This window comes from Streptomyces sp. MA5143a, assembly GCF_900290235.1.
Classification (GTDB): domain Bacteria; phylum Actinomycetota; class Actinomycetes; order Streptomycetales; family Streptomycetaceae; genus Streptomyces.
Window position 1 is genome coordinate 255785 of sequence record NZ_OLMK01000034.1, and the last position, 25764, is coordinate 281548.

At 70.5% G+C, this 25764-nt stretch carries 19 protein-coding genes; 12 read left to right on the forward strand and 7 right to left on the reverse strand.

Annotated elements, in window-relative coordinates; translation table 11 throughout:
• Nucleotides 1-112: 112 nt before the first annotated feature.
• Together SMA5143A_RS17620 and SMA5143A_RS17625 are read right to left on the reverse strand one after the other, a co-directional pair.
• The gene (locus SMA5143A_RS17620) at nt 113-2410 is read right to left on the reverse strand and encodes a ricin-type beta-trefoil lectin domain protein (protein ID WP_219923592.1); all 2298 of its coding nucleotides are present in this window, start codon (nt 2408-2410) and stop codon (nt 113-115) included.
• A 662-nt stretch (nt 2411-3072) separates the two neighbouring features.
• Complete coding sequence (locus SMA5143A_RS17625) at nt 3073-4950, reverse strand: RICIN domain-containing protein (protein ID WP_107463856.1); 1878 nt, start codon at nt 4948-4950, stop codon at nt 3073-3075.
• 759 nt (nt 4951-5709) lie between these two features.
• On the opposite strand from SMA5143A_RS17625, the gene SMA5143A_RS17635 reads away from it, so the two are divergent.
• The 5 genes from SMA5143A_RS17635 (at nt 5710) to dhaM (ending at nt 13508) form a co-directional block, all read left to right on the forward strand.
• Nucleotides 5710-8052, forward strand: coding sequence for an alpha-L-fucosidase (locus SMA5143A_RS17635; protein WP_107463857.1), 2343 nt, complete (start codon nt 5710-5712; stop codon nt 8050-8052).
• Between the two features lie 76 nt (nt 8053-8128).
• Nucleotides 8129-11020 carry a glycosyl hydrolase family 95 catalytic domain-containing protein gene (locus SMA5143A_RS17640; RefSeq protein WP_107463858.1) on the forward strand — a complete coding sequence of 964 codons (2892 nt, stop codon included), beginning with the start codon at nt 8129-8131 and terminating at the stop codon, nt 11018-11020.
• A gap of 400 nt (nt 11021-11420) precedes the next feature.
• Nucleotides 11421-12413 (forward strand): dihydroxyacetone kinase subunit DhaK, encoded by a 993-nt coding sequence (dhaK, locus tag SMA5143A_RS17645; protein WP_107463859.1) that lies wholly within the window; start codon nt 11421-11423, stop codon nt 12411-12413.
• Nucleotides 12414-12496: 83 nt separating this feature from the next.
• Nucleotides 12497-13105, forward strand: a complete 609-nt coding sequence (gene dhaL / locus SMA5143A_RS17650) for a dihydroxyacetone kinase subunit DhaL (RefSeq protein ID WP_107463860.1) — start codon at nt 12497-12499, stop codon at nt 13103-13105.
• The gene (gene dhaM / locus SMA5143A_RS17655; protein WP_107463861.1) at nt 13098-13508 is read left to right on the forward strand and encodes a dihydroxyacetone kinase phosphoryl donor subunit DhaM; all 411 of its coding nucleotides are present in this window, start codon (nt 13098-13100) and stop codon (nt 13506-13508) included. The genes dhaL and dhaM overlap by 8 nt, the downstream gene beginning before the upstream one ends.
• Before the next feature lie 113 nt (nt 13509-13621).
• On the opposite strand, the gene SMA5143A_RS17660 is transcribed toward dhaM, so the two are convergent.
• A complete protein-coding gene (locus SMA5143A_RS17660; protein ID WP_107463862.1) occupies nt 13622-14305 on the reverse strand; it encodes a glycoside hydrolase family 75 protein in 684 nt (227 codons plus the stop codon).
• A 469-nt stretch (nt 14306-14774) separates the two neighbouring features.
• On the opposite strand from SMA5143A_RS17660, the gene SMA5143A_RS17665 reads away from it, so the two are divergent.
• Nucleotides 14775-15788 (forward strand): fibronectin type III domain-containing protein, encoded by a 1014-nt coding sequence (locus SMA5143A_RS17665; RefSeq protein WP_375136501.1) that lies wholly within the window; start codon nt 14775-14777, stop codon nt 15786-15788.
• Between the two features lie 159 nt (nt 15789-15947).
• Nucleotides 15948-16481, forward strand: coding sequence for a hypothetical protein (locus SMA5143A_RS17670; protein WP_107463863.1), 534 nt, complete (start codon nt 15948-15950; stop codon nt 16479-16481).
• A 69-nt stretch (nt 16482-16550) separates the two neighbouring features.
• Here SMA5143A_RS17670 and SMA5143A_RS17675 read toward each other — a convergent pair whose 3' ends face one another.
• The 4 genes from SMA5143A_RS17675 to SMA5143A_RS17690 all read right to left on the reverse strand — a co-directional run bounded on the left by SMA5143A_RS17675 (nt 16551) and on the right by SMA5143A_RS17690 (nt 21229).
• The gene (locus SMA5143A_RS17675; RefSeq protein ID WP_258193578.1) at nt 16551-17201 is read right to left on the reverse strand and encodes a PadR family transcriptional regulator; all 651 of its coding nucleotides are present in this window, start codon (nt 17199-17201) and stop codon (nt 16551-16553) included.
• 20 nt (nt 17202-17221) lie between these two features.
• Entirely contained in the window at nt 17222-19237 is a 2016-nt protein-coding gene (locus tag SMA5143A_RS17680; protein ID WP_107463896.1) for an NADPH-dependent 2,4-dienoyl-CoA reductase, read from the reverse strand.
• A 176-nt stretch (nt 19238-19413) separates the two neighbouring features.
• The gene (locus SMA5143A_RS17685) at nt 19414-20199 is read right to left on the reverse strand and encodes a putative protein N(5)-glutamine methyltransferase (RefSeq protein WP_107463864.1); all 786 of its coding nucleotides are present in this window, start codon (nt 20197-20199) and stop codon (nt 19414-19416) included.
• Nucleotides 20200-20419: 220 nt separating this feature from the next.
• Nucleotides 20420-21229, reverse strand: a complete 810-nt coding sequence (locus SMA5143A_RS17690; protein ID WP_258193579.1) for a GNAT family N-acetyltransferase — start codon at nt 21227-21229, stop codon at nt 20420-20422.
• Nucleotides 21230-21446: 217 nt separating this feature from the next.
• Here SMA5143A_RS17690 and SMA5143A_RS17695 point away from each other — a divergent pair, with 217 nt between their 5' ends.
• The 5 genes from SMA5143A_RS17695 to SMA5143A_RS17715 all read left to right on the forward strand — a co-directional run bounded on the left by SMA5143A_RS17695 (nt 21447) and on the right by SMA5143A_RS17715 (nt 25680).
• Complete coding sequence (locus tag SMA5143A_RS17695; protein ID WP_107463865.1) at nt 21447-22052, forward strand: sulfite oxidase-like oxidoreductase; 606 nt, start codon at nt 21447-21449, stop codon at nt 22050-22052.
• Nucleotides 22053-22146: 94 nt separating this feature from the next.
• Nucleotides 22147-22866, forward strand: a complete 720-nt coding sequence (locus tag SMA5143A_RS17700) for a ferredoxin reductase (protein WP_181361907.1) — start codon at nt 22147-22149, stop codon at nt 22864-22866.
• A gap of 348 nt (nt 22867-23214) precedes the next feature.
• Nucleotides 23215-23799: an Rv1733c family protein gene (locus tag SMA5143A_RS17705; protein WP_107463867.1), complete on the forward strand. Its 585-nt coding sequence runs from the start codon at nt 23215-23217 to the stop codon at nt 23797-23799.
• A gap of 274 nt (nt 23800-24073) precedes the next feature.
• Entirely contained in the window at nt 24074-25042 is a 969-nt protein-coding gene (locus tag SMA5143A_RS17710; RefSeq protein WP_107463868.1) for an acetylxylan esterase, read from the forward strand.
• A gap of 131 nt (nt 25043-25173) precedes the next feature.
• Nucleotides 25174-25680 carry an ATP-binding protein gene (locus SMA5143A_RS17715; protein ID WP_107463869.1) on the forward strand — a complete coding sequence of 169 codons (507 nt, stop codon included), beginning with the start codon at nt 25174-25176 and terminating at the stop codon, nt 25678-25680.
• Nucleotides 25681-25764 lie beyond the last annotated feature (84 nt).

Below are 25764 nucleotides of genomic sequence, written 5' to 3' on the forward strand. Positions count from 1 at the left end.
CCGGGGTGGACATCGGGGTGGACTTCGGGCCTCGGGGCCCGACCGAAGGCGACCTTCCCCGCAAGGCGCTAAGGCCGCGGTCGCGCCGGCGGCAGCCGGTGTGTGGCTCGGATCAGCTCCGCGTCCACCGCTGGTTGGTATCGCCGTGGCACGACCAGAGCTGGATGCCGGTGCCGTTCGCGATGCGCCCCTCGACGGCGTCGAGACAGAGCCCGGACTCGACTCCCATCACGGTGCCGTTCGCATTGACGGTCCACTGCTGGTTGCCGCCGCCGTTGCAGGACCAGATCTCCACGGGTGTGCCGTTGTAGGTGCCATGGTCCTTCGCGTCCAGGCACTTGTCGCCGAAGACCCGCAGCTCTTTGGCCGAGGTCAAGGTCCACTGCTGGTTGTCACCGGCATGGCAGTCCCACAGGTGCATGAGGGTGCCGTTGGTCTCGTTGTAGCCCGGCACATCCAGGCAGCGGCCGGACCCGACGCCGACGACCTTCGTGGTCGACCCGATCGACAGGTTGTCGAACTGGCCCGTCTGTCCCTGGCTGTTGCCGTAGCCGGCCTGCCCGTCGGCGTAGGTGCTGTCGTTGACCGACCCCACCTTCACGCCGTCGATCCAGGCGGTGATCCTGTTGCCGTAGAAGCCCAGCCTCAGGTTGTGCCAGGAGTTGGTGCCCAGCGCGGCGACCGTACCGTTGGCCAGCGTGACGAAGTTGTTGTCGGTGTCGTTGCGCGAAATGGACCAGGCGCCGGTGTTGCTGACCCGCAGGTAGTAGCCGTTCAGCCCCTCCGGACCGAAGGAGTGCTGCCAGGTGGCGCGGCCTATCAGCTCGGTGAAGCCCGAGCTTTCCAGCAGCACGTCGCTGGAGACCTGGTAGTCCTTCCAGCCCAGGTCGCCGAAGAGTGCGTAGGGGTGTGACAGGGGCGCCCAGGTGATCGGCGCCTGGGCCGACATCTGGCGGACGCACTTCCCGGAGCGTCCGCCCCCGCAGCCGACGACCTCGTAGGCGCCCTGCTGGTCCTGGACGTACTTCGCCTGGGTGCCGGTCGCGTAGCTGTCGTAGGAGTCGGCGTACGGCAGTGCCAGCGAGCCCTTCGCCGGACTGGCGGCGGTGCCCTTGCCCTGCCCTGTCGTGGTGGTGATGGTGTAGACGTACCCCGGCTGGACGGTGAGCGAGTAGGTGCCCCCGGAGGGGGTGATGTCGCTGCGGCGCACCATCGCGGTCGAGGAGTCGGTGGAGTTGACGTTGGTCGACCACACATGGACGGTCCCGGTGGACAGGCCGCCGGTCACCGTGAAGTCGAGCGTCTGCGCCGCGGAGGCCTGGGTGGTCTCGATGATGGTGCTGTAGTCGCGGTTGTTGGTGGACTTGAGGGTTACGTGGCTGCCGTTGGAGGCGCTGCCTCCGATGTAGCCGGTGGAGCCGTCGAGGTACTTCCAGCCCGGCGAGGTGAACTGGGTGGTCTGAGCGGTGACCCACAGGCTCTGGCCCGTGGAGTACCAGCCGGACCAGGGCTGGTTGGCGACCATCAGGCCCGTCGTCGCGTAGGGCAGGTTGGGCGTCATGGCGCCGATGAGCGGCCAGTTGATGGTCGCGGTCATCCTGCCGTCGATGTAGTCCCGGTTGTTCGCGCGAGCCATGGGTGCGGCGCCGCTGTTGTAGTCGTGCGAGCCGTTCTCACTGGCCCACAGCTGTTTGCCGGTTGCCTTGGCGTTGGCGGAGCTCGGGCAGGAGGTCTGGGGGGAGAGCCAGCCGCACGGGTAGTGGGCGCCGATGATGTCCACGGCAGAGGCGAACGTGGGGTCCGCGAGTATGTCGTCGGCGATCTCCCAGCTGTGGTCGTCCGAACCCACGATCTTGACCGAGGAGTAGCCCTTCGAGTTGAGCGCCGAACGCAGGTTCTTGTACCAGCCGATGTTGTAGCCGCGCTCGTTCCAGCCGCCCAGGTAGCTGATGTTCAGACCGTGCGACTTGGCGCAGCCCAGCCAGGAGATCAGATAGTCGATCATGTCGGCGGTCCAGAAGTTACCGCCGCCGATCCACCCCGGCGCACCCCAGGCGAGGCCGGCAAGCTTGATGTCGGGGTTGCGGGTGACCGCCTGCTCCATCAGCCAGAACTCATAGCCGACGTTGCAGTTGATCGTGCCCCTGGTGTGCTCGATGCTCGGCTCGGCGCCGCTGGTCGAGTTGGTGTCGCCGCCGATCTCCGTCTTGAGGATCTGCAGATTGGCGCCGTAGTTGGGCTTGAAGAGGTAGTCCAGGATCTGGCTGCGCTGCGGCTCCGGGTAATCGATCAGCAGTCTGCTGTTTCCCCCGCCACCGCTGATGGCACCGATGCCGTCGAAGGTACGCCCGCCCGAGGTGCCGTCGAGGGTGATCGACGTCGCGGCCTGAGCCGGGGCGGCGGTGAGCATGGATCCGATCATTGCGATGACGAGCGCGCACACGAGGGCGAGTGTCCGCGGTAGGCGGCGGCCTAGGTCGCGCCCAGTGGGCGAGTGTCCGTGGGTCAGCATCCGTTCTCCTCAGTCGTTTGTTTATGACGGATTTCGTTGAAGAGAGAAGGTGGTGGATGAGCGACACCTTGGCGCAACCAGCGTCTGACATGCCGAACTGGCCGTCCAGCCAGTCAAGTTGCCGAGCGTCCAGGCAATCATCATGGCCTCGGGCGCCGAAGGTATGGGCGATTTTGTTCGGCGTCAACGCTTCTGACAGAGCAGGGCAGCCGACCCGCTCCGCGTGGCAGCCCGCGCGAGACTGCCGAACAGAAGCCCTCCTCCCACTCCATGCACCAAACAAGAGATCCGATCTATCATGAGCACGGAAGAGAGTCTCGATGGGTTCACACTCCGAAGGAGGGAGTCGGGGGACGCAGCGTCGAGGCCGTCGGGGCTCTCGAAGAAGGTGCCGTCTCGCAGGCCCGAGGCACCGGGTCGGCCGCCCGCCCGCGAACGAGGCAGGGGCGTACACCCCCGTCGAGACCCGCGTACGAATCGACGTCTCCGACAGTCACATGACTGTTCCGGCCCCACCGACGACGCGGTGGGGCCGGAACACATGGGTCTGGCAATTCAGGTCAGCTCATGCCCTGCAAACGCCAGATCTGGTTGCGCTTGTTGGTGAGGGCGCCTGCGGGGTCACAGGTCCACTGGTGGAGCTTGGCGCCGGGGGTCGTCGAGATCTCAGTGACATCTACGCACTTGCCACTGTGGACGGCGACGAGCTGGTAGTCCCTGCTGTTGCCCAGTGCGGTCACCGGGCGCAGGGTGAACTGCTGGTTGGTGTTGTTGGTGCAGGTGTACTGGATGACGGCGGCTTCGTTGGCGGTGGAGGCATGGGCGACATCCAGGCACTTGCCGCTGTGCTGGTTGACGATGGTGTAGGTGTCGACCTTGCCGGCGACCGGCTTGAGGTCGAGCATCTGCTGGTAGCCGCCCTCGCAGTGGTACTGCTGGTACTGCGTACCGTTGGCGGTGGACAGGTTGGTGTCGTCCAGGCACTGCCCACTGTGCTGAGCCACCGCGACGGTGGAGACCGTCGTGTTCGACGGCGGCAGCAGAGTCACCGTGTAGCCCTCCCTGGAGTCCGTCCACGGGACCGTGACCGAGGCGGAGTTGCCGCTCACGGTCAGGGCCTGGTCGGAAACCGTCACCGGGCCGCTCACAGCGCCGCCGTTGTTGTTCGGGATGCGCTGCACGACGGCCCGGACCCGGCCGTTCTCCACCACGCTCGTGGTGTCGAGGCGGTTGAGACTGACCGTGACGTTGCCCGTGTTGCCGTTGCTGCCCAGCAGGATCTTGGCGTTCCTGGCGGCGTTGTCCTTCGTCGCCAGACCGTCGGTGTTCGCACCGGGCACGAAGTTGACGACGTTGCCGGTCTGGGAACCGTAGTAGCGGTAGAGGAACCACTCGCCCAGCGGCAGGTACTGGGTGCCGGTCTTGGTGAGCAGGTTCGCCTGGAAGTCGTGCAGACCGGCCCCCATGGCCCAGTTCGCCCGCAGCCCGTCCGCCCCGGCCCGCTCCAGACGAGAGATGTACCAGCCACCACGGCCCGGCGTCTGCTCGCCGGTGTTGGCGTACTCATTCACCTGGAACGGACGACTGGTGGTCATCGACCGGGCAGCCAACTTCGACTTGACCGCGTTGGAGTCCGCGACCGGGTCACCGGGCAGGTCGTGCCAGCTGTAGACGTTCGGCTCGACGTTGTTGGCCTTGACATAGTCCAGGTACGTGTTCCACCAGGTGGAGCCGGTCGACCCCGGCTTACCGGACGTGCTGGCGCCGACGATCACCGCGTTGGGGAAGGCCGCGCGGATCCGCTGGTAGGACCGCTTCCACATCTCGTGGTACTGGGCCTGCGACCGTCCCCAGAAGCTAGTGATATCGGGTTCATTCCAGATGTCCCACATGACGTCGGTCATGCCGGCCGCCTTCGCGTCGGCGAGGAGGCGATCGTAGAAGGCGTCGAACTGGGACCAGTCGCCGTTGTCACCCGGGAACGTGGGACTGGTGGTGCCGTCGGCGCCCCACAGATCGTGCGGCAGGATGACGAACGTCCCTCCCAGCGACTTGGTGCGCTGGTACTGAGCCCGGGTGGAGTTCCACCGGCGGTCGTACTTGCCGGCGACCCAGCCGCCGGGGTTGTCCAGCTGGGCGCCTCCGGCCCGCATGAACTTCCACTTGATGTCCTTGTAGAAGTGCTCCTGCGGCAGCGAGCCGTCCTCGATCATCCCGTAGATCGTGCCCGAGGCACGGTAGGTCGGAGCGCCCCCGGCGGTGGCGAAGTCGACGGTGACGCTGGTGTCGACCGCCTGCGCCGTACCCACGGGCACGGCGACGGCCGCGAGCGACGCGAACAGTGCGGCTACAGCGGTGGAGGTTCGCAGACCCTGGCCCCGAGCGCGGGCGGCCCGTTCGGTTCTTTCTGGGACGGGGAGGACACGCGGTACGCGCATTGCATTCTCCTGTGTGGGTGGGTGTGTTGCTCTGGGCGGGCGACGGCCCAGGGGCCTGGATCCGTCGGCGCGCTGGTGGGAAGGCGCGCGAAGCCAAGCTCCGCACCGGACTCCGTCGTCGCAGGAAGTGCGCCGTTGACTGTGGAGGCGTCCTTGACGTCCAGGCACTTGCCGCTGTGCCGGGCGACCAGGTTGTAGTAAGGGCCGCCGCCCACGCCGGTGACCGTGCCGGCTGCGGTGTCGACTGCCGCCCATGGAGGGCGCCGGTGCCTCGCGGAAGGTGCCCGCCCACGGGTTGGCGGCCAGGCTGTCGTAGCCGGTGTAGTCGGCGGTGACCTTCCAGATCTACAGGTCGGCGTCGCCGGCCCCGCGGTGTCGGTGAACTGCGTCCCGTTGGAGGAGGGCGAGGAGAGGTGTGAACGCATGTCTGAGCATCGGCACTCCGCTTCAAGTGACAGCCCGTTCGATGTTGAAGCCTGTTCGGATCTGTCGCAGGACGGTAGGTTCCGGGTGCGACCCCGTCAATGGCTACCCCAAGGTAGACATCCGATGTCAGGCGCCCGCCATCCCGAGATGGCAACCAAACTCCCAGGCTCATCTGTCTCAACTATGGACAAGAGCACTCTGGTTGCCTCTTAATTCATCCCATCGCTGACGGGTGGCGGCATCTGTCGCACCGTCATAGCGCCTCGGCCTACTCGCCCTACCCCTGAGTCGCATCACCCGCCCGTGCTGTTCTGTGAAAGGTCAGGAGAGAACATGTACGAACCGATCAGTCGCCGAAGAGTGCTGACCGGCATGGCCGCCATGACGGTTGCCGCGGCCGTCTCACCAACGCTGGCGACGCCCGCCCACGCCGCCACCACCGCCCCGCCGCTGCCCCTCCTCCCGCTGCGAATCCCCAAAGTGGACCTGGGCATCGAGCAGCAGTCCGACGAGAGGATCCAGTGGCTGCAGGACGCCAAGCTGGGGATGTTCCTCCACTGGGGCGTCTACTCGGGGCCCGCCAAGGGCGAGTGGTACATGGAGAACGCCGCCGTCACGCCCGAGAACTACAAGAAGTACTTCACCGACGCGACCAGCGAGCAGTTCACGGCGAGCGCCTACGAACCGGCCGACTGGGCCCAGTTGGCCAAGGACATGGGCGCGAAGTACACCGTGCTCACGACCCGTCACCACGACGGCTTCGCCCTGTGGCCGTCCACCCACCCCAACGCCTTCCACGCCGGCCAGGCACCGATGCAGCGGGACCTGGTCGGTGAGTACGTCACCGCCGTGCGCAACGCCGGCCTCAAGGTCGGTCTCTACTACTCCCCGATGAGCTGGCGCTACCCCGGCTACTACGACGTCACCGGCACCAACTGCCTGCCCAACAAGTGGGGTTACACCACCGATCCCGCGCACAAGGAGAACGCGCGGATCATGAAGAACGAGGTGTACCAGCAGGTCAAGGAGCTGATGACCCAGTACGGCAAGATCGACGACATCTACTGGGACGGCGGCTGGCTGGGTCAGCGCGGCTCGGACGCGGACGCCGCCTTCTTCTGGGAACCCGGCAAGCTCCGCGACAGCACGAACCAGTGGCCGGTGGACACCGCCTTCAGCGAGACCGACCCCGCCACCGGCCAACCCCTCGGCGTGATGGGTGTCGTCCGCAAGCACCAGCCCGAGATCGTGGTCAACCTTCGCTCCGGCTGGATGGGCGACTACCTCAGCGAGGAAGGCGGCTCGATCCCCACCGGCGCCATGCGTACCGGGCGGGTGGTGGAGAAGAACTTCACCATATGCGGCACCTGGGGCTACAAGGCCGGCGCACCCGTGATGAGCTACGGCAACATCATGAACATCCTGGTCAACTCCTGGGTGCGCAACATGACCGTCCTGCTCAACGTCGGCCCCGACCGCACAGGAGTGATCCCCGCCGACCAGGCCGCCACAGTGCGCAGGGTCGGCTCCTTCCTGTCCACCTGCGGCCAGGCCGTCTACAGCACGCGCAGCGGACCGTGGGAACCGGTGGACGGCCAGTACGGCTTCACCTACAAGGACGACACCTTCTACGTCCATCTGCTGCCTGGTTACAGTGGCACCTCCTTCACCACGCCCTCCGTCGGTGACGCGCAGGTCACCCGCGTATTCGACGTGGCCACGGGGACCGACCTGCCGTACACCGCCGGCGCGGACGGCAGGGTGGCCGTCACCGGCATCAACCGCACCCGCTTCCCCGAGGACAGCATCGTCGGCGTCACGCTGGACCGCTCCGTGCAGCCGGCGAACATCGCCGCGGGCAAGACGTCCACCGCCAGCAGCGAGGAGACCTCCAAGGGCAACACCGCGGCCAAGGCCGTCGACGGGTCAACCGCCACCCGCTGGTGCGCGAGCAACGGCAACACCGGCCACTGGCTGAAGGTGGACCTGGGCACGACCAAGTCCCTCACGGGCACCCGTATCGCCTGGGAACTCGACGGCAAGAACTACCGGTACAAGATCGAGGGGTCCACCGACAACACCAACTGGACCACCCTGGCCGACCACACCGCCACCACCAGCACCAGCCAGGTGCAGATCTCCGCCTTCCGTGCACAGGCACGGTATGTGCGGGTGACCGTCACCGGACTGCCCAGCAGTGTCTGGGCCTCGATCCGCGGCCTGGAGGTCTTCGACCGGCCCTTCGCCGCGGACATCGGCACCGTCCGGCTCGTGAACCGCAAGAGCGGCAAGGTCCTGGAGGTCAAGGACGCCTCGACCCTCGACGGCGCCGCCATCATCCAGTGGCCCGCGACCGACGGCCCCAACCAGAAGTGGAAACTGCAACCGAACAGCGACGGCTCCTACCGGCTGTCCAACGTCCGCAGCGGAAAGGTCCTCGGCAGCCCGGACGGCTCCGCCCAGGGCGCGCCCCTGGAGCAGGCCACCGACGACGACGGCGACAACCAGTGGTGGAAGCTGGTCCCCTCCCCGACCAGCGGTTACTACCGGCTCGTCAACGTCCGCAACGGCTGGTGCGCCGACGTCAAGGACGCCTCCACCCAGGACAACGTCCCGATCATCCAATGGCCCCCCACCGACGGGGCCAACCAGGACTGGCAGATCGTCGCGCTGTAACGGCGCCAATCGGGGGCGCGCCGCGGTGCGGTGCGTCCCCGCCCCCTCTCCCTGAAACGCATCCGGAGTCAACGCCATGGGCCTGTCCGACGAGCCTCTCGACCGCAGACGGTTCCTGACCGCCGCCGCACTCACAGCCGGGGCCGTCACGCTTCCCGGGCTCTTGCCCGGGCGGGCTGCCGCGGCTGTGCCGCCCCAGGTCAACCTCCCCGAGCGGGGCACCTACGACACGAGGACCGCGTCGGCGTGGACCGACGGTTTCGTGACCGGCAACGGCGAGTACGGCGCCGTCCTGTATGGGGCGCCCACGTTGGAGAAGGTCATCGTCAACCACCACCGGTTCGTGCTGCCCAACGGTACCCGCGACACACTGCCACCGGTGATCTCGGGCCGTCTGGCGTCCGTACGGGACAAGGCGCTGGCCGGGGACTACGCCGGGGCGCAGTCGAGCTTCGCCTCGGGCTGGAACCTGCGCTGGACGCAGACGTACCACCCCGGGTACGAGCTGCAGCTGAGCACACCGGGCATGACCACGGTGAACGACTACGCCCGGATCACCGACTTCCGCAGCGGAGAGGTCACCCACACCTGGACCGACCAGTACGGCACCTGGAAGCGCCACGCCTTCGCCTCCCGCGCCGACAAGGTCATCGTCCATGAACTGCTGCCGGCGACCGCGCGGACCGTGGACACCACCCTCAGCGTCAACACCGCGCTCGAAGGCACCCCGACCAGCGTCACGTTCGCCACCACGGCCACGGTCAGCGGCGGCGACGGCTATCTGAACCTGCGCGGCACCTACCCCTCCGGTCAGGGCGCGTACGGCTACGAGGGCGTCACCCGAGTCGTCGTCACCGGCGCGAACGCCTCGGTCACCGTCAGCGGCTCCACCCTGGTAGTCGCCCGGGCCACCAAGGTGCTGCTGCTGACCAAGCTGGGCCGCTACGACACCGCCACCGGCTGGGACTCCAAGCCGCTGCACACTGCGTTGGCCGCCCTCACCGCGGACTACGCCACCCTGCTGTCCCGCCACAGGGCACTGCACTCGGCGATGTACGACCGCTCCAGCCTGGACTTGAACGTCTCCGCCGCGGACCGGCAGCTGTCCACCAGCGAACTGACAGCCCGGCAGAACAGTGACCGGACGGTCATCGACATGGCCCTGCTAGAACGGCTCTACGACTCCGGCCGCTACTTCTTCGTCAGCTCCAGCGGCATCCTGCCACCCCGGCTGACCGGCATCTGGACCGGCACCTGGAACGGTGCCTGGGCGGACGACTTCACCACCGACGCCAACGTCAACTTCCAGGTCGCCGGCGGCAACATCCTCGACCTCACCGACGCCATGCAGGGCTACTTCGACCTGGTCCTCGGGCAGCTCGGCGACTGGAGAACCAACGCCAGGAACATCTACGGCACGCGAGGTTTCCTCGCCCCCATACGGACCGACGGCGAGTCCGGCCACATGCTCCACTTCGACGGAGGCTTCCCGGGGCAGACATGGACCGGGGGCGCCGACTGGCTGCTCTACCCGCTCCTGGAGTACTACCAGGTCACCGGGGACGACGACTTCTACCGCACCAAGCTGGCCCCCGCCCTGATGGAACTGGCCCTGTTCTACGAGGACTTCCTCACCCGCACGGATGCAGGCGGCAAGGTCGTCTTCGTACCGTGCTTCTCCGTCGAGAACAAGCCCGGCAACACCAACCAGTACCTCTCGGTCAACGCCACCGGCGAAATCGCCGCGGGCAGGCACGCCCTCCAAGCGGCCATCGACGCGGCGAACACGCTGGGTGCCGAGCAGGGCAGCGGGCAGGGTGTGGCCCGCTGGACCGCGCTGCTGGGCAAACTGCCCTCCTACCGCGTCAACAGCGACGGCGCCCTGGCGGAATGGGCCTGGCCCGGCCTGAGCGACCACTACAACAACAACCACGCCCAGCACATGTACGGCGCCTGGCCGCTGCACGAGATCAACCCCGAGGACAAGCCCGACCTCGTCCTCAACGCCCGCAAGGCGCTCGACCTGCGCGGCGACGAGACCAAGGCCGCCCATGGCGCCATCCACCGGGCCTTCGCCCGCGCCCGTTTGAAAGACGGAGCCGGCGTCTACAGCAACATCAGGAAGATCCTCGGCAACAACATGGTCTTCACGTCGCTGATGACCGCCCACAACCCCGATCTGACGACCTACAACGCGGACGCGGCCCACGCCCTGCCCGCGATGCTCTCCGAAGCGCTGGTGTACAGCCGCCCCGGTCTGCTGGAACTGCTCCCCGCCCTGCCCGACCAGCTCGCCAAGGGCACCATCAAGGGGGTACGGGGCCGCAACCGGATCCTGGTCGAGAGCCTGACCTGGGACACCGCCGCCCGTACCGCCACCGTTGTCCTCACCTCGGACATCACCCAGGACATCACCCTCGTCTGCCGCCGCGGCATGACCTCGGTGAGCACCGCCGCGACCGTCGCCGCCTCCTCGCTCGGCAATCACGCCCGGGTGGTGCCGCTCACCGCCGGCAGCCGGACCACCATCACCGTCGGCCTGCTCACCGGCGTCTTCCGCCTGGTCAACCGCAGAAGCGGCAAGGTGCTCGACATCACGGACGGGTCGCCCCTCGACGGCGCCACGGCGATTCTGTGGCCGTGGACCGGCGGACCCAACCAGCAGTGGAGGTTCGAGCCGAACCATGACGGCTCCTTCCGCCTGGTCTGTGTCAAGAGCGGAAAGGTGCTCGGTTCGCCCGGCGGGTCGACCGTCCAGGGCCAGGTGCTCGAGCAGTGGACGGACAAGGCGGAAGCCCACCAGTGGTGGAAGCTCGTCCCCGCGACCAGCGGCTACCACCGCCTCCTCAACGTCAAGAGCGGTCTGTGCGCGGACGCGGAGAACGGCGCCACCGCCGACCGCACCCGGATTATCCAGTGGCCCGCCAACACCGGTTCCAACCAGGAGTGGCAGATCGTCGCCGTGTGAGCCGCCGACCGGCGGGCGGTGAGCATCGCCGGATGTACCTCGGCTCCTCGCACTGTGCCGGCTGTCGCGCTCGCCGGGACGCTCGTCCGGCGGGGGCCGTTCGGCCCGGATTGTCTCACCGTCGGAGATCTGGCCACTGCCCGGCAGCGATTTCGGCCAGACATCAAGGACTTGGGCACCTCGATCAGGAACAACGCGCGAGGACGGACGGCTGTCGAGGGCCCATCCGTCGCCGCTCGGTGCACCGGCTGCGTGACCTTCGCTGCCGCAAGGCCGATACTGCCGTCAACAGGAGCTGCAATCGCCATACGACCAATCACCCGCTGGACCTGACGGGCCATCACTGAAGTCGGCGTCAACGCAGGTCCTGAGCCTGACCCATCCTCTCCAGGAGGCACCTATGAAGATGCTCATCAACGTCGCGGAGACCGTCGTCGCGGACGCGTTGCGGGGTATGGCTGCTGCTCATCCCGAGTTGACGGTGGATGTGGAGAACCGGGTGGTCGTGCGGCGGGACGCGCCGGTCGCCGGGAAGGTGGCGCTGGTCTCCGGGGGCGGTTCGGGGCACGAGCCGCTGCACGGCGGGTTCGTGGGGCCGGGCATGCTGTCGGCGGCCTGCCCGGGGGAAGTGTTCACCTCGCCCGTGCCGGACCAGATGGTGCGGGCCGCGGCGGCCGTGGACAGCGGCGCCGGTGTGCTGTTCATCGTGAAGAACTACACCGGTGACGTGCTCAACTTCGACATGGCGGCCGAGCTCGCCGAGGACGAGGGCATCCAGGTCGCCAAGGTGCTCGTCAACGACGACGTCGCCGTGACCGACAGCCTCTACACCGCCGGGCGGCGCGGCACCGGTGCCACCCTCTTCGTGGAGAAGATCGCCGGCGCCGCCGCCGAGGAGGGGCAGCCCCTGGAACGGGTCGCGACCCTGGCCCGGCAGGTCAACGAGAACTCCCGCAGCTTCGGCGTGGCGCTCAGCGCCTGTACGACCCCGGCCAAGGGCAGCCCCACCTTCGATCTGCCGGCCGGCGAGCTGGAACTGGGGGTCGGCATCCACGGCGAGCCGGGGCGTGAACGGCGCGCCATGATGACCTCGCGCGAGATCGCCGACTTCGCCGTGAACGCCCTCCTGGACGACATGAGCCCCCGCAACCCTGTCCTGCTCCTCGTCAACGGCATGGGCGCCACACCGCTGCTGGAGCTGTACGGCTTCAACGCCGAGGTGCAGCGCGCGCTCACCGAGCGCGGTGTCGCCGTCGCCCGCACGCTCGTCGGCAACTACGTCACCTCCCTCGACATGGCCGGCGCCTCGGTGACGCTGTGCCAGATCGACGAGGAGACGCTCCGGCTGTACGACGCGCCGGTGAAAACGCCGGGGCTGCGCTGGGGGATGTGACCCGTCGGCCCCCGTACGGTTACGTGCGGGGGGTACGGCTCAAGGCTCAGTCCACTGACTCTCGTACCACGCAAGGAGATTCCGTGCTCGACGCCGACTTCTTCCGTCGTTGGATGACGGCCACAGCGGCCTCGGTGGAACGCGAGGCCGAGCGGCTCACAGCGCTCGACTCACCGATCGGGGACGCCGACCACGGCAGCAATCTGCACCGCGGGTTCGCCGCCGTGCGGTCCGCCCTGGAGAAGGAGGCCCCGGACACGCCCGGAGCTGTGCTCGTGCTGGCCGGGCGTCAGCTGATCTCCACGGTGGGCGGGGCGTCCGGTCCGCTGTACGGCACGCTGCTGCGGCGCACCGGCAAGGCGCTCGGCGACGCGGCCGAGGTGAGCGACGCCGACCTCGCGGCCGCGCTGCGGGCGGGTGTGGACGCGGTGATGACGCTCGGCGGGGCCGCACCGGGCGACAAGACGATGATCGACGCGCTGGTCCCGGCCGTCGACGCGCTCGACCGGTCCTTCGCCGCGGCACGGACCGCCGCCGAGGAGGGCGCCCTGGCGACCACACCGTTGCAGGCCCGCAAGGGGCGTGCCAGCTATCTCGGTGAGCGGAGCATCGGGCACCAGGACCCCGGCGCCACGTCCGCCGCACTGCTCGTAGCGGCGCTCGCCGACACAGCGGAGGGCACCCGTGGCTGACGAGAAGTCGGTCGGCATCGTACTGGTCTCGCACAGCGCCGCCGTGGCCTCCTCCGTGGCCGAGCTGGCACGGCGGCTCGCGGGCGCGGGCGCCGATGTACCGGTCGCCCCGGCGGGCGGCACCGCGGACGGCGGGCTCGGCACCAGCGCCGAGTTGATCGCGGCGGCTGCCGCGGCCGTGGACCGGGGCGCCGGGGTCGCCGTCCTCACGGACCTCGGCAGCGCCGTCCTCACCGTGAAGGCTCTGCTCGCCGAGGGCGACGAACTCCCCGAGGGCACCCGACTGGTCGACGCGCCGTTCGTCGAGGGCGCCGTCGCCGCGGTCGTCACCGCCTCCACCGGTGCCGACCTCGCGGCGGTCGCCGCAGCCGCGACGGAGGCGTACGCGTACCGGAAGGAATGACAGCGCCGGGGCCCGCCCGCCCGCTCGCTCACTCCAGGGCGGGCGAGGCCCCTGACGTAGGCTCACACCTCTCCGCGCGCTCTCCCCCGTACGGCCGCGTCCGGTCCCCGCCGTCAGGGTTGTACGAACTCGTGTGCCAGCGCCTCCCCCTGTTCCACCGCCGCCTTGTGGTCCTCGATCGGGGAGACCTTGGTGCCCTCGAAGACGATGTAGGTGACCCCGGAGGGGACGCCGCCGGTGGTGGGGTCGGGTCGGATGCCCAGGCCCTCGGCAGTGGCGTACGAGGCCTCGCCGATGATGTTCCGCGGGCCGTTGTCGCCGACGACGGCGTACTGGACGCGGTCCCCGTGGACGACGGCGGCGACCGAACCCCCCTTGATGTCGTGCTTGCGGTAGTCCCACAGGGAGCTCGGGGCGGGGAGGACGATGAATGGCAGAGCCGCGGCGTTGAGGTAGCGGCCGTCGGACTGGTGGTAGGAGGTCGTGGGCTGGAACCACGGGTCGGTGGCCCGGTTGCAGCGCGCGCTCGGGCGGCCGTCGCAGTCGATGTCCATGTCGGCCTTCCAGAACACCGCGCCGTCGATGCCGCAGACCGGGATGTCGGCGGGAGCACCGGCGTCGCTGCGGTAGAGCCCCGTCGACACCCGGACGCAGCCGCGGACCTTCGCCAGCAGCTCCGCGGCCGTCACGGCCCCCTCACCCTCTATGGACCGCTGCTGATGGGCCAGGGCGGGCAGGGTGGCGGGGGCCAGCAGGACGGCGCCGGCGGCGGCCAGCGTCAACGACCGGACACGCACGATAAGGGACCCTCTCCTGGGGGACACTGACGGTCATTCACCACCCCAAGGTGGAGGGGGCGGGAGAGGAAGGCCACTGGGAGGGGGCCGGACGGTGCACACCGTCCTCCGCACGAGGACGCGGCCGAGGGCCTGGTCCGGTCTCGGCCCCGGCCGCTCGGCCGCCCTGGCCGGCGCGGGGTGGGCGACGACAGCGGCCCGCGCCGTACGGCGTGAACTCCCCAGCCGTGCGGGCGAGTTCATGCCGCGTCAGAACACCAGCATACGTAGCCCCGGGCCGCGCCGTGAACCGAGCGACCACCCCTTCACCTCACCCCCACCCTCTTGATGTGGGCGCGTCGGCGTGGCATACATACGGAGGATAGGTACAGACCAATCCGGTGGCCGGGGTGCGTCATGACACCTGCTCACCCGTCCCGCCGGTGCTCCTTCCTCCGAGGAGCCGACCGACGATCGAAGGGGCTGGATCGTGCGACGCGTACCCGTGCTGGTGTCGTTGCCGGTGTCGTTGCCGGTTCTGGCCGTCTGCTGCTCGTTGCTCCTCACCGTCTCCTGCGGGATGCGGGAGAGCCCCGGTCGCCGGATGCCGCCCGCTCCCCCGGGGGTCACCGCCGCCGCGGGCAGCGCGACCAGCGTGCACGTCATGTGGAACCGGGTGTCCGGCGAGCCGCAGGTCGCCCGGTACGAGGTGTACCGCGGCGAGCGGAAGGTGAGGAACGTGCCCGGCGACGCACACATGGTGGACGTCACCCGGTTGCGACCCTCCACCACGTATGTGTTCACGGTCCGGGCCCGCAGTACCGCGGGGGACCTCGGGCCGCCCAGCGCCGAGGTGCGGGCCACCACTCCCGCCGGCGGCACCGCAGACCGGCGGCCCCCCGGTCGCCCCGCCCGCCTCGACGGCCGGGTGCTCGGAAGCACGGCGGTCCAGCTGTCCTGGGAGCCGTCGACCGACGACCGGGACGTGGTGTCGTACGACATCCTGCAAGGCGACTCGAAGATCCACAGCGTGGGCGGAGATCAGACCGCGGCCGTGGTCACGGGGTTGCGGCCCGGCACCCGCTACTCGTTCACCGTGCGGGCGCGGGACGCGGCGGACAACCTCTCACCCGTGAGCGGGGCCGTGCCGCTCACCACCGAGCGGAGGGACGGGCAGGAGGAGGGCCGGCCGGGCGAGGAGGCGGGCACCGCGCCGACCGCCTTCCGCGCCGGCACGCGCCTCAGCGACGGGGCGTACTCCATCGAACTGTCATGGGTGCCGCCGCGCGCCGACGGGGTGGTCACGGAGTACGAGATCCAGCTCGACGGGCGGCCGGCCACCACACTCGTCTGGGGCGGGAACCCGCCGCGGGGCCGGGCCACGTACAGCTTCTACGCGGGCCGGGAGGCCGGGGTGACCCACCGGGTGCGGATCCGGGCGAAGCTGCCGGACGGCACCTGGGGCGGGTTCTCGGGGGAGCGGACGGTGACCACCGGAGGGTGAAGGGCGTCCCCCGCACGGCGGAATCCGTCACCTGCCCGGTGGCTGTCCGCATGCGGACACGGCGTGCGGCACGTTGGCTCGCCCTGAGGCAGCACGGGTCCTCCGTTCACCGGCGGCGCAAGGGATGTGCCGCCGACCGTGCCGCCGGAGGGCAGACCCATGCGTATGTCTCAGCTACTCCTCCGCTCCGGCCTGACCATGGCGGCCGCCGCGCTGCCGATCGCCCTGGCCACGCCGTCGGCCGCCGTCCCCACGGGGATCTCGGTGAGCACCACCGGGTCCTCGGTCACCGTCACCACCAGCGATTGCCCGAACAGCGCCAACGGCGCGTTCGGTACGGCCTCCCTGCTCGCGAGCGGGCAGGCGAACTTCTCCCAGGGGCGCCAGGCGACCCTCGTGGGCACGAGCACCAGCCAGTCGGCCTCGTGGACCAATGTGACCCCGGGGACCTACACCGTGATCGTGGTGTGCCGGGACGGGACCACGGCGGGCACCCAGTCCGTCATCGTCACCGCCGCCACGCCCACGATCTCCGCGACCGCCTCGCCCTCCCGGGGCGTCATGGGCGGTATGGGCGGGGCCAGCGAGGAGTACGGCACCGTCACCCTGGTGGGCGGTGGCGCGCTGATGGCCGCCGGGACGGTGGCCGCGGTCTGGTACCTGCGCCGCCGGGCCAAGCCGCACCGGCTGTGAGGACCGGGCGGGCGGTCGCCGGGCGACAACGGACGACCGCCTGCTCCCGCTCCGACGAGCCGGGCCGGGTTACGCCAGCTCGGCCGCGGCTCCCCCACCGCCGTCCGCCGCTCCCCCACCGCTGTCCGACACTCCGCCTTTCGAAGCGCCGCCTTCCGAAGCGCCGCCATCCGAAGTTCCGCCGTCCGGGAGGCGCTCGAACTCCGTCAGGGCGTTCCGCAGCCACTGGGTCCAGAACGTCTCCAGGTCGATGCCGGCCCGAAGGATCAGATGCTGGAGGCGGTCCTGGGCGGAGTCCCTGCCCGGCCCGAAGTCCCGCTTCTCGATCTCCCCGTACTCCGCCAACTTCCTCTCGTGCAGGGTGAGATGGCGCCGCAGATCGTCCTCGAGGCCGGTGGTGCCGACGACCGCCGCGGCCCGCAGCCGGACGAACAGGGCGTCACGCCACGGCCTGGGCTCCTGGGGGGCGGAGGTCCAGCGGGCCAGTTCCTCACGGCCCGCCGGGAGGACCTCGTAGCTCTTCTTCTGCCCCCGGGCGGGCCGTTCGGCGGGCAGGGCGCGGATGTAGCCCTCGCCCTCCAGTTTCCCCAGCTCGCGATAAATCTGCTGGTGCGTCGCCGACCAGAAGTAGCCGATCGACCTGTCAAACCGCCGGGTCAGCTCCAGGCCCGACGAGGGCTTTTCGAGCAGGGCGGTGAGGATCGCGTGCGGGAGTGACATGCGCTCATCCTAGGAAGGGGTTACAGCCGCGCCGCCAGTTCCGTCCCCTGCTTGATCGCGCGCTTGGCGTCCAGTTCGGCGGCCACGTCCGCGCCGCCGATGAGGTGCGCGGTCCGTCCGGCGGCGACGAGGGTGTCGTAGAGGTCGCGGCGCGGTTCCTGGCCGGTGCAGAGCACGACCGTGTCGACCTCCAGGACCTGGCGGACGCCGTCGACTGTGACGTGCAGCCCGGCGTCGTCGATCAGGTCGTACTGCACGCCGGGGACCATGACGACACCCCGGTGCTTCAGCTCGGTCCGGTGGATCCAGCCGGTGGTCTTGCCGAGGCCCGCGCCGACCTTGGAGGTCTTGCGCTGGAGGAGGTGGACCGAGCGCGGCGGGGCAGGGCGCTCGGGGGCGGCGAGGCCGCCGGGGGCGCGGTAGTCCATGTCGACACCCCACTGCCGGAAGTACGCGGCCGGGTCCTCGCTGGTCTTCTCCCCGCCGTCGGTCAGGTACTCGGCGACGTCGAACCCGATACCGCCCGCGCCGAGGATCGCCACCCGGTCACCGACGGCGACGCCGTCGCGCAGGACGTCGAGGTAGCCGACGACCTTGGGGTGGTCGACGCCGGGCAGTTCGGGGGTGCGGGGGGTCACCCCGGTGGCGACGACAACCTCGTCGTAGGCCGTGAGGTCGTCGGCTGCGACCCGGGTGTCCAGCCGTACGTCGACGCCGTGGGTGTCGAGCTGGTGGCGGAAGTAGCGCAGGGTCTCGTCGAACTCCTGCTTGCCGGGGACCTTGCGGGCCACGTTGAGCTGGCCGCCGATCTCGCTCGCGGCGTCGAAGAGGGTGACGTCGTGGCCGCGTTCGGCGGCGCTCACGGCGCAGGCGAGGCCCGCCGGGCCGGCGCCGACGACCGCGATCCGCTTGCGCAGCCGGGTCGGCGACAGCACCAGCTCGGTCTCGTGGCAGGCGCGCGGGTTGACCAGGCAGGAGGTGATCTTGCCGCTGAACGTGTGGTCGAGGCAGGCCTGGTTGCAACCGATGCAGGTGTTGATGGCCTCCGGCCGGCCCTCGACGGCCTTGTTGACGAAGTCCGGGTCGGCGAGCATCGGGCGGGCCATGGACACCATGTCGGCGTATCCGTCGGCCAGCAACTCCTCGGCCAGTTCCGGGGTGTTGATGCGGTTGGTGGTGACGAGGGGGACGGACACCTCGCCCATGAGCTTCTTGGTGACCCAGGTGTACGCGCCGCGCGGCACCGAGGTCGCGATGGTGGGGATGCGGGCCTCGTGCCAGCCGATACCGGTGTTGATGATGGTGGCGCCCGCGGCCTCGACGGCCTTCGCCAGGGTGACCACCTCGTCGAGGCTGGAGCCGCCGGGCACCAGGTCGAGCATCGACAGCCGGTAGACGACGATGAAGTCCTCGCCGACCGCCTCGCGCACCCGGCGCACGATCTCCACGGGGAAGCGCATGCGGTTCTCGTACGAGCCGCCCCAGCGGTCGTCGCGGTGGTTGGTCCCGGCGGCGATGAACTCGTTGATCAGATAGCCCTCGGAGCCCATGATCTCGACACCGTCGTACCCGGCCTGCCGGGCGAGTCGGGCCGCCCGAGCGTAGTCGTCGATGGTCTGCTCGACCTCGGCGTCGGTGAGGGCGTGCGGCACGAACGGGCTGATCGGGGCCTGGAGGGCACTCGGGGCGACCAGGTCGGCGTGGTAGGCGTACCGCCCGAAGTGCAGGATCTGCATCGCGATACGGCCGCCCTCGCGGTGGACGGCGTCGGTGATCTCGCGGTGCTGGTCGGCCTCGGCGTCGGTGGTGAGCTTGGCACCGCCCTCGTAGGGGCGGCCGGCCTCGTTGGGCGCGATGCCGCCGGTGACGATGAGGCCCACTCCCCCGCGCGCCCGCGCCGCGTAGAACTCCGCCATCCGCTCGAAGCCGCGCTCCGCCTCCTCCAGGCCGACGTGCATGGAGCCCATGAGCACACGGTTGGGGAGCGTGGTGAAGCCCAGGTCGAGAGGGCTCAGCAGGTGGGGGTAACGGCTCATCGGGGCCTCCATGCGTGGCGTCGTCACCAAGGTTGTAGACGACGCCACGCTGTTTGTGCAACTAGTTGCACAATGGCTGAGGGCAAGACCACACGAGGTGCCCGTCGGTGTGGAGCCGGTCAGCCGCCCGTAGGTCCGCGGCTGGTGGCGGTCAGTTGCCCGTGAGTCGGTGCCGGTCAGCTGCCCGTGGGTCTGGTGCCGGTCACCACGTGGGCGGCTCTCTCCTCCGAGACGGCCGTCCCGGCGAGGAGGCCGGCGCCTCGGAGGACCTCGACGGCGTGCGCCTCCTGGCGTTCGCTGGTCTCGACGAGCAGACAGCCGCCGGGGGCGAGCCACCTCGGTGCTTCGGCGGCGACCCGGCGCAGGACGTCGAGGCCGTCCGCGCCGCCGTCGAGGGCGACGAGCGGCTCGTGGTCGCGGGCCTCGCCGGGCAGCAGCGGTACGTCGCCGGTGGGGACGTACGGCACGTTCGCCGCGAGGATGTCGACGCGCCCCCGCAGCCCGGCGGGGAGCGCCGTGAACAGGTCGCCCTCGTGGGCGTGGCCGCCGTACGGGGCGATGTTGCGGCGGGCGCAGCGCACCGCCGCCGGGTCGATGTCGGCGGCGTGGAGTTCGGCGCCGTCGAGCGACGCGGCCAGGGCGGCGCCCAGCGCCCCCGAACCGCAGCACAGGTCGACGACGACCGAGGCATGGGGGACGGCGGCGAGGGCCCGCTCGACGAGGAACTCGGTGCGGCGGCGGGGCACGAACACACCGGGGTCGACGGCGATGCGCAGGCCGGCGAACTCGGCCCAGCCGAGAACGACTTCGAGGGGGACGCCCAGGACACGGCGGTCGACCATGGCGGTGGCGTCGTCCGGGGTCCGTGCGGTGGCGAGGATCAACTCCGCCTCTTCTTCGGCGAAGACGCAGCCCGCGGCACGCAGGGCCGCGACGACGGAGGCGGTGGAGAGAGGTGGCATGACAGCCGAGAGCCTTTCGGTGGGCCGAAGGGCGCTCCCGCGGTGGCCTACCGGCCGTTCACCGCGCGGTGTTGAGGTGAGAGCACCCGACCTGACACAGCGGTGATGGGTCTCACCTCCTCGGTCCCGTGGCGACTGGCCCGGTCACCCTACCCCATGGTCACGACGGGCCGTCCGGAGCGCCGCGCCCCCGCACGAGCCCGGCCCTCGACCGCTGCCGTCACACACCGACGCGCTCCTCCCCCGCCTCCACCACGGGCACGCGGGCCGCCATGAACCGGGTCGTGCGGCGCAGCCGGAAGCCGAGGGACTCATAGAGGCGGATGGCGGTGGTGTTGATCGCGGCGGTGTGCAGGAACGGGGTCTCGCCCCGCTCGCGGATGCCGTGGGCGACGGCGTGGATCAGCCGGGTGGCGAGCCCTTCGCCCCGGAAGGCCGGGTCGGTGCAGACCGCGCTGATCTCGGTCCAGCCCGGCGGGTGCAGCCGCTCGCCGGCCATCGCGATCAGCGCGCCGCCCCGGCGGATGCCGAGGTAGGTGCCGAGTTCGATCGTGCGAGGGAGGAAGGGGCCCGGCTGGGTGCGTTCCACGAGGTCGAGCATCTCGGGCACGTCGGCCGGGCCGAGCGGTACGGCCTCGGCGTCCGGGGCGGCGGCGATCCCGTCGTCCACGAACTGGACGCCCTCCAGGTCGAAGGTGACCTCCCAGTCGGCCGGGAAACGCCCGCTGTAGGCGGGGACCGCGACCTCCGAGCCGGGACCGGCCAGGGCGGCCAGGTCGGCCCAGTCGCGGGCGTCGGGGTGGTGGGGCAGGGCGAGCCACGGCGAGACGTCGACGGGGTAGCGAAGCACCCGGCCGGACCGCTCGGCGAAACGGGCGTGCGGCCCGGTGAGGGAGGCGAGGGCGGGGTTGTCGAGGACGTGGGGCACGGTGTCCGCGACGTGCGGCAGGGTGTCCGCGACATCGGGCACGGCGTCCCCGACGTGCGGCACGGTGTCCGCGCCCCTGAGGTCGCTCGCGTACTCGGTCATGCGCTCTCCGTTCTCCTCCGCTGTCATCCGGCCGTCGGCGCGTTCGCGACCGGGCCGGCCGATAGCGGCAAGGGGGATCGCGGAGCCGCTATTCCCGGCGCGGGGAAGAGTTCATACGGCCGCAATGATCACGGCCCGCCCCGATGATCGAGCACCCGCTCCGGACGCGTACGGTTGGATGGCTCAGCTGTCACCGCCGTCGTCGTGTTGGACTCGAATGAACGTCACCCGAGGTTTCACCGGGCGCCCCCGCGTCAGCGATCCGGGGCTGCCGCCCGGCCAGTACGACGCGGGCGACGACTGGCCGGTACTGTCCGCCGAGGTCACGCCCGACCTGACGCCCGCCGACTGGACGTTCCGGATCGACGGGCTGGTGGAGCGGCCGCACACCTGGGACTGGGACGCGGCGCACACGCTGCCCGGGTCGGTGTACGAGGGTGCCATCCACTGTGTGACGAGCTGGTCGAAGTTCGGGGTGCGCTTCGGGGGTGTCTCACTGGACGTGTTCCTGGACGCGGTGCGGCCCGATGCCTGTGCCACGCACGCGGTCGCGTACTCCCACAGCGGCTACACCACGAACCTGCCGCTCGCCGACCTCACCGGCGGGCGCGCGTGGATCGCCTGGGAGTACGGGGGTGAGCCGCTGCCCGCCGAACACGGCGGCCCGGCCCGGCTGCTGGTACCGCACCTGTACTTCTGGAAGAGCGCCAAGTGGATCGCGGGCATCCGGCTCCTCGACCACGACGAGCCCGGCTTCTGGGAGCAGAACGGCTATCACGCGCGGGGCAACCCGTGGGAGGAGCAGCGGTACTCCGGTGACTGAGACAGCGACGGCGACACAGCCGGGGACGTCCGCGACGGTCGCGGAGGCCGGCGGGACGTCCGCGCCCGGGTTCACGCCGCCCACGCGGTTCGCCGTGCCCGGGCGGATCGCCGTGAGCAGCGGGACGGCGACGCTCTGGCAGACGGCGACGTTGACGGAGATCCGGCGCGAGACGGCACGGGTCGCCACGTTCCGGTTCGCGGTGCCGGGCTGGGCGGGGCACCTCCCGGGCCAGCATCTGATGCTGCGGCTGACCGCCGAGGACGGATACCGGGCCCAGCGCCACTACTCGCTGGCGTCGCCGCCGGACGACACGGGGCACATCGAGCTGACCCTGGACCACGTGGAGGGCGGCGAGGTCTCCGGGTGGTTCCACACCGAGGCCCGGCCCGGCGACGAGGTGGAGGTGCGCGGCCCGCTCAGCGGGTTCTTCGCCTGGCCCGGTGACCGGCCCGCGCTGCTGATCGGCGCCGGCTCGGGTGTCGTACCGCTGATGTCGATGATCCGCCACCACCGGGCGCGCGGCCTCGATGTGCCCCTGCGGCTGCTGGTGTCCGCGCGGGCGCCGGAGGAGCTGATCTACGCGCGGGAGTACGGCACGGAGACTACGCCCGTGTTCACGCGCCGGGCGCCCGAGGGCGTGCCGGTGGGCAGGCTGTCAGCCGCCCATCTGGCACCGCTGCTGGCGGAGCGGCCGGCGGACGGCTGGGAGGCGTACGTGTGCGGCTCGAACGCGTTCGCGGAGCACGCGTCACGGCTCCTGGTCCAGGAGGGCCAGCCGGTGGACCACATCCGCATCGAACGCTTCGGCTGACCCCGGACCACCGTCGCCGGGCCGACCCGACACCGCCCGACGGCGAATGAACGGTCCCGGGGCCGCGGCCCGGGCCCGGCGCGGTGGCCGGGCCCGCCGGCCACGCCCTCCGCCCACCTCCATCCCGGGCCCCACCCACCTTCGCCCCGACTCTCGCCCACCTCCGCCCCGGCTCTCGCCCACCTCCACCCGGCTCCCACCCCTCCGTACCGGTCCTCGGCCCGGTCCCGGCGCCATGATTTCTGGCGCAAACCATGCCATCACGGCTTCTATCGGGTACACCGGAAGTGCGGACCAGTCCTAACCGGGGTTCTCGTACATGAGGCCGTACCGGTGAGGGAGGGTGAGATGCGAGGCCGGTTGTTCGGGTGGCGATGGCGGCGCAATCCGCTGCGTCGACGCTCGGACGTCGTCGAGGGATGGACGATGCTGATCGTCCTGATCCTGCTGGTCGTCGGCGCCCCGGCGGCCGGCTTCCTGGTGGGCCGGTGGGCGCACGGGGACGCGCGGGCGCACGCCGCGGCGCAGCGAGCCGAGCGGGACCTGGTCACGGCGGTGGTCGTCGAGAACGCCCCGGCCGTGACGCCCTCGGCGCACGGCGAGAAGCCGTCCATGCACTGGGTGCGGGCCCGCTGGACGGAGCCCGACGGGGGTTCGCGGACGGGTGAGGCGCGGGTCCCGGCCGGCACGAAGCGCGGCGACCGCGCCGACGTGTGGCTGGACGCGGCGGGCCACAGCGTGCCGGCCCCGCCGACGAACACCGCCATCTGGCAGCACACCCTGTCCCTGGGGACGTGCGCCACGGCCGGCGTCGCCGGCATCGTGCTGGCCGGGCACTTCACCGCGCGCCGCGTCATGATCCGGCGCCGGATGGCCGAATGGGAACAGGAGTGGGCGCGCACGGGCCCCGACTGGGGACACCACCGGGCCTGAACGCGAACACCGGGGCTGGCCGCGCTACGGGGCCGGACCGATCGATCGCCGCGTCCACCCTCCTGCCGACCCTCGTCCACAGCTCTTCTGGCGCGGGTTCGCGAGGACTTCGCGGTCAGGGCGCTGATCGGCACCGACCAGCGCTGACCGCACGCCACCGGGTTCCGACACCGTGGCCGCCGCTGACTGCCGGGAGCCGAGGGGCTCTTGGCGGTCCGCGGCGGCGCACGTACGGTGTGATCATCCGCGCCGAGAACTCAAAAGGTGGTCCTTCATGGCCCTGTTCGACCTGCCGTTGGACGAGCTTCGTGGTTATCGAAGCGCTTCAACGGAGCCCGAGGACTTCGACGCCTTCTGGGCGAAGACGCTCCAGGAGTCCCGCGAACACGACCTCGACGCGCGTTTCGAGCCGGTCGACACCCACCTGACCACCGTCGACGTGTACGACGTGTCCTTCGCCGGTTTCGGCGGCCACCGCGTCAAGGGCTGGCTGGTGTTGCCCGCCGGGGCGACCGCGCCGCTGCCCACGGTCGTGGAGTTCATCGGGTACGGCGGCGGCCGGGGGCTGCCCCACACCCATCTGCTGTGGGCCTCGGCCGGCTACGCGCACTTCGTCATGGACACCCGCGGCCAGGGCAGCGCCTGGGGTGGGGGCGGCGACACCCCGGACCCGGTCGGCGGCGCGCCCGCCTTCCCCGGCTTCATGACCCGCGGCATCGACGCCCCGGAGAACTACTACTACCGGCGGGTCTACACGGACGGCGTCCGCGCGGTGGAGGCCGCCCGCTCCCACCCGCTGACCGACGCCTCGCGCACCGCCGTCCTCGGGACCAGCCAGGGTGGCGGAATCTCCATAGCGGTCGGCGGACTGGTCTCCGACCTGGTCGGGATCGCTCCCGACGTGCCGTTCCTGTGCGACTTCCCGCGCTCCACGACGATCACCGACCGGGACCCGTACCGCGAGATCGGCAAGTACCTGAAGACGCACCGCGGTCGCGCGGCGGACGTCCAGCGGACCCTCGCCTACTTCGACGGTGTGCACTTCGCCGCGCGCGGCCGGGCACCGGCCCTGTTCTCGGCGGCCCTGGAGGACCTGACGTGCCCGCCGTCCACGGTGTTCGCCGCGTTCAACGCGTGGGCCGAGGACGACAAGCAGATCGAGGTCTACGAGTTCAACGACCACGAGGGCGGCGGCCCCTACCAGGAGGCGACCAAGCTGCGCTGGCTGGCCTCACGCCTCTGAGGGCCCGCGGTCCCGTCGGGGCCGACGAGGTGCGTGCGCCGACCGGGTACCCCTGAATGCGCGGTCCGGATCACGGGTACCCGCTTGGCGGAAGCCGCCGAAGAACGGCGATCACAACGAAAGAGCCCCGTATGGTCATCCCGCTTAGGAAGCAGGCGGCAGATGAGCGGGTCACGGACGAGCACCTCACGCTGCGCTCCGGCGCGACCTGGGCCACTGGCGCGGCCCACGCGGCCGATGCCCGGCGTCTGCTGCGCACGCTCCTCGCCCATGCCCCGCACACCGGCCGCACCCCCGTCCCGGCGCCCCTGGCGCGGGACGCCGAACTCGTCGTCAGCGAACTGGTCACCAACGCCCTGCGGCACGCGCCCGGCCCCTGCGGGCTCGTCCTTCGGCTCAGCGGGGACGCGCTGGCCATCACCGTGTGGGACACCTCGCCCGCCCACCCCACGGTCAGAAACGGCGACCGGTACCGCGTCGGCGGCCACGGACTCCGCCTCGTCCACACGGTCAGCGACCACGTCGCGGTGACACCGCACGGTCGGGGAAAGCAGATCACCGCCCACCTGCGCCTTTCCCGGTGCACCGGTGCCGACGCCGGCAGACCTGCCGCGGCACACCTCTTCGGCGCGGCGTGAACACGCCTCGCGTGTCGGTCCTCGACGCGGCGTGAGCTCCGGCGGCCCCCGCCCGGTTCGGCGTGACGCGGCACCGTCTCCTTG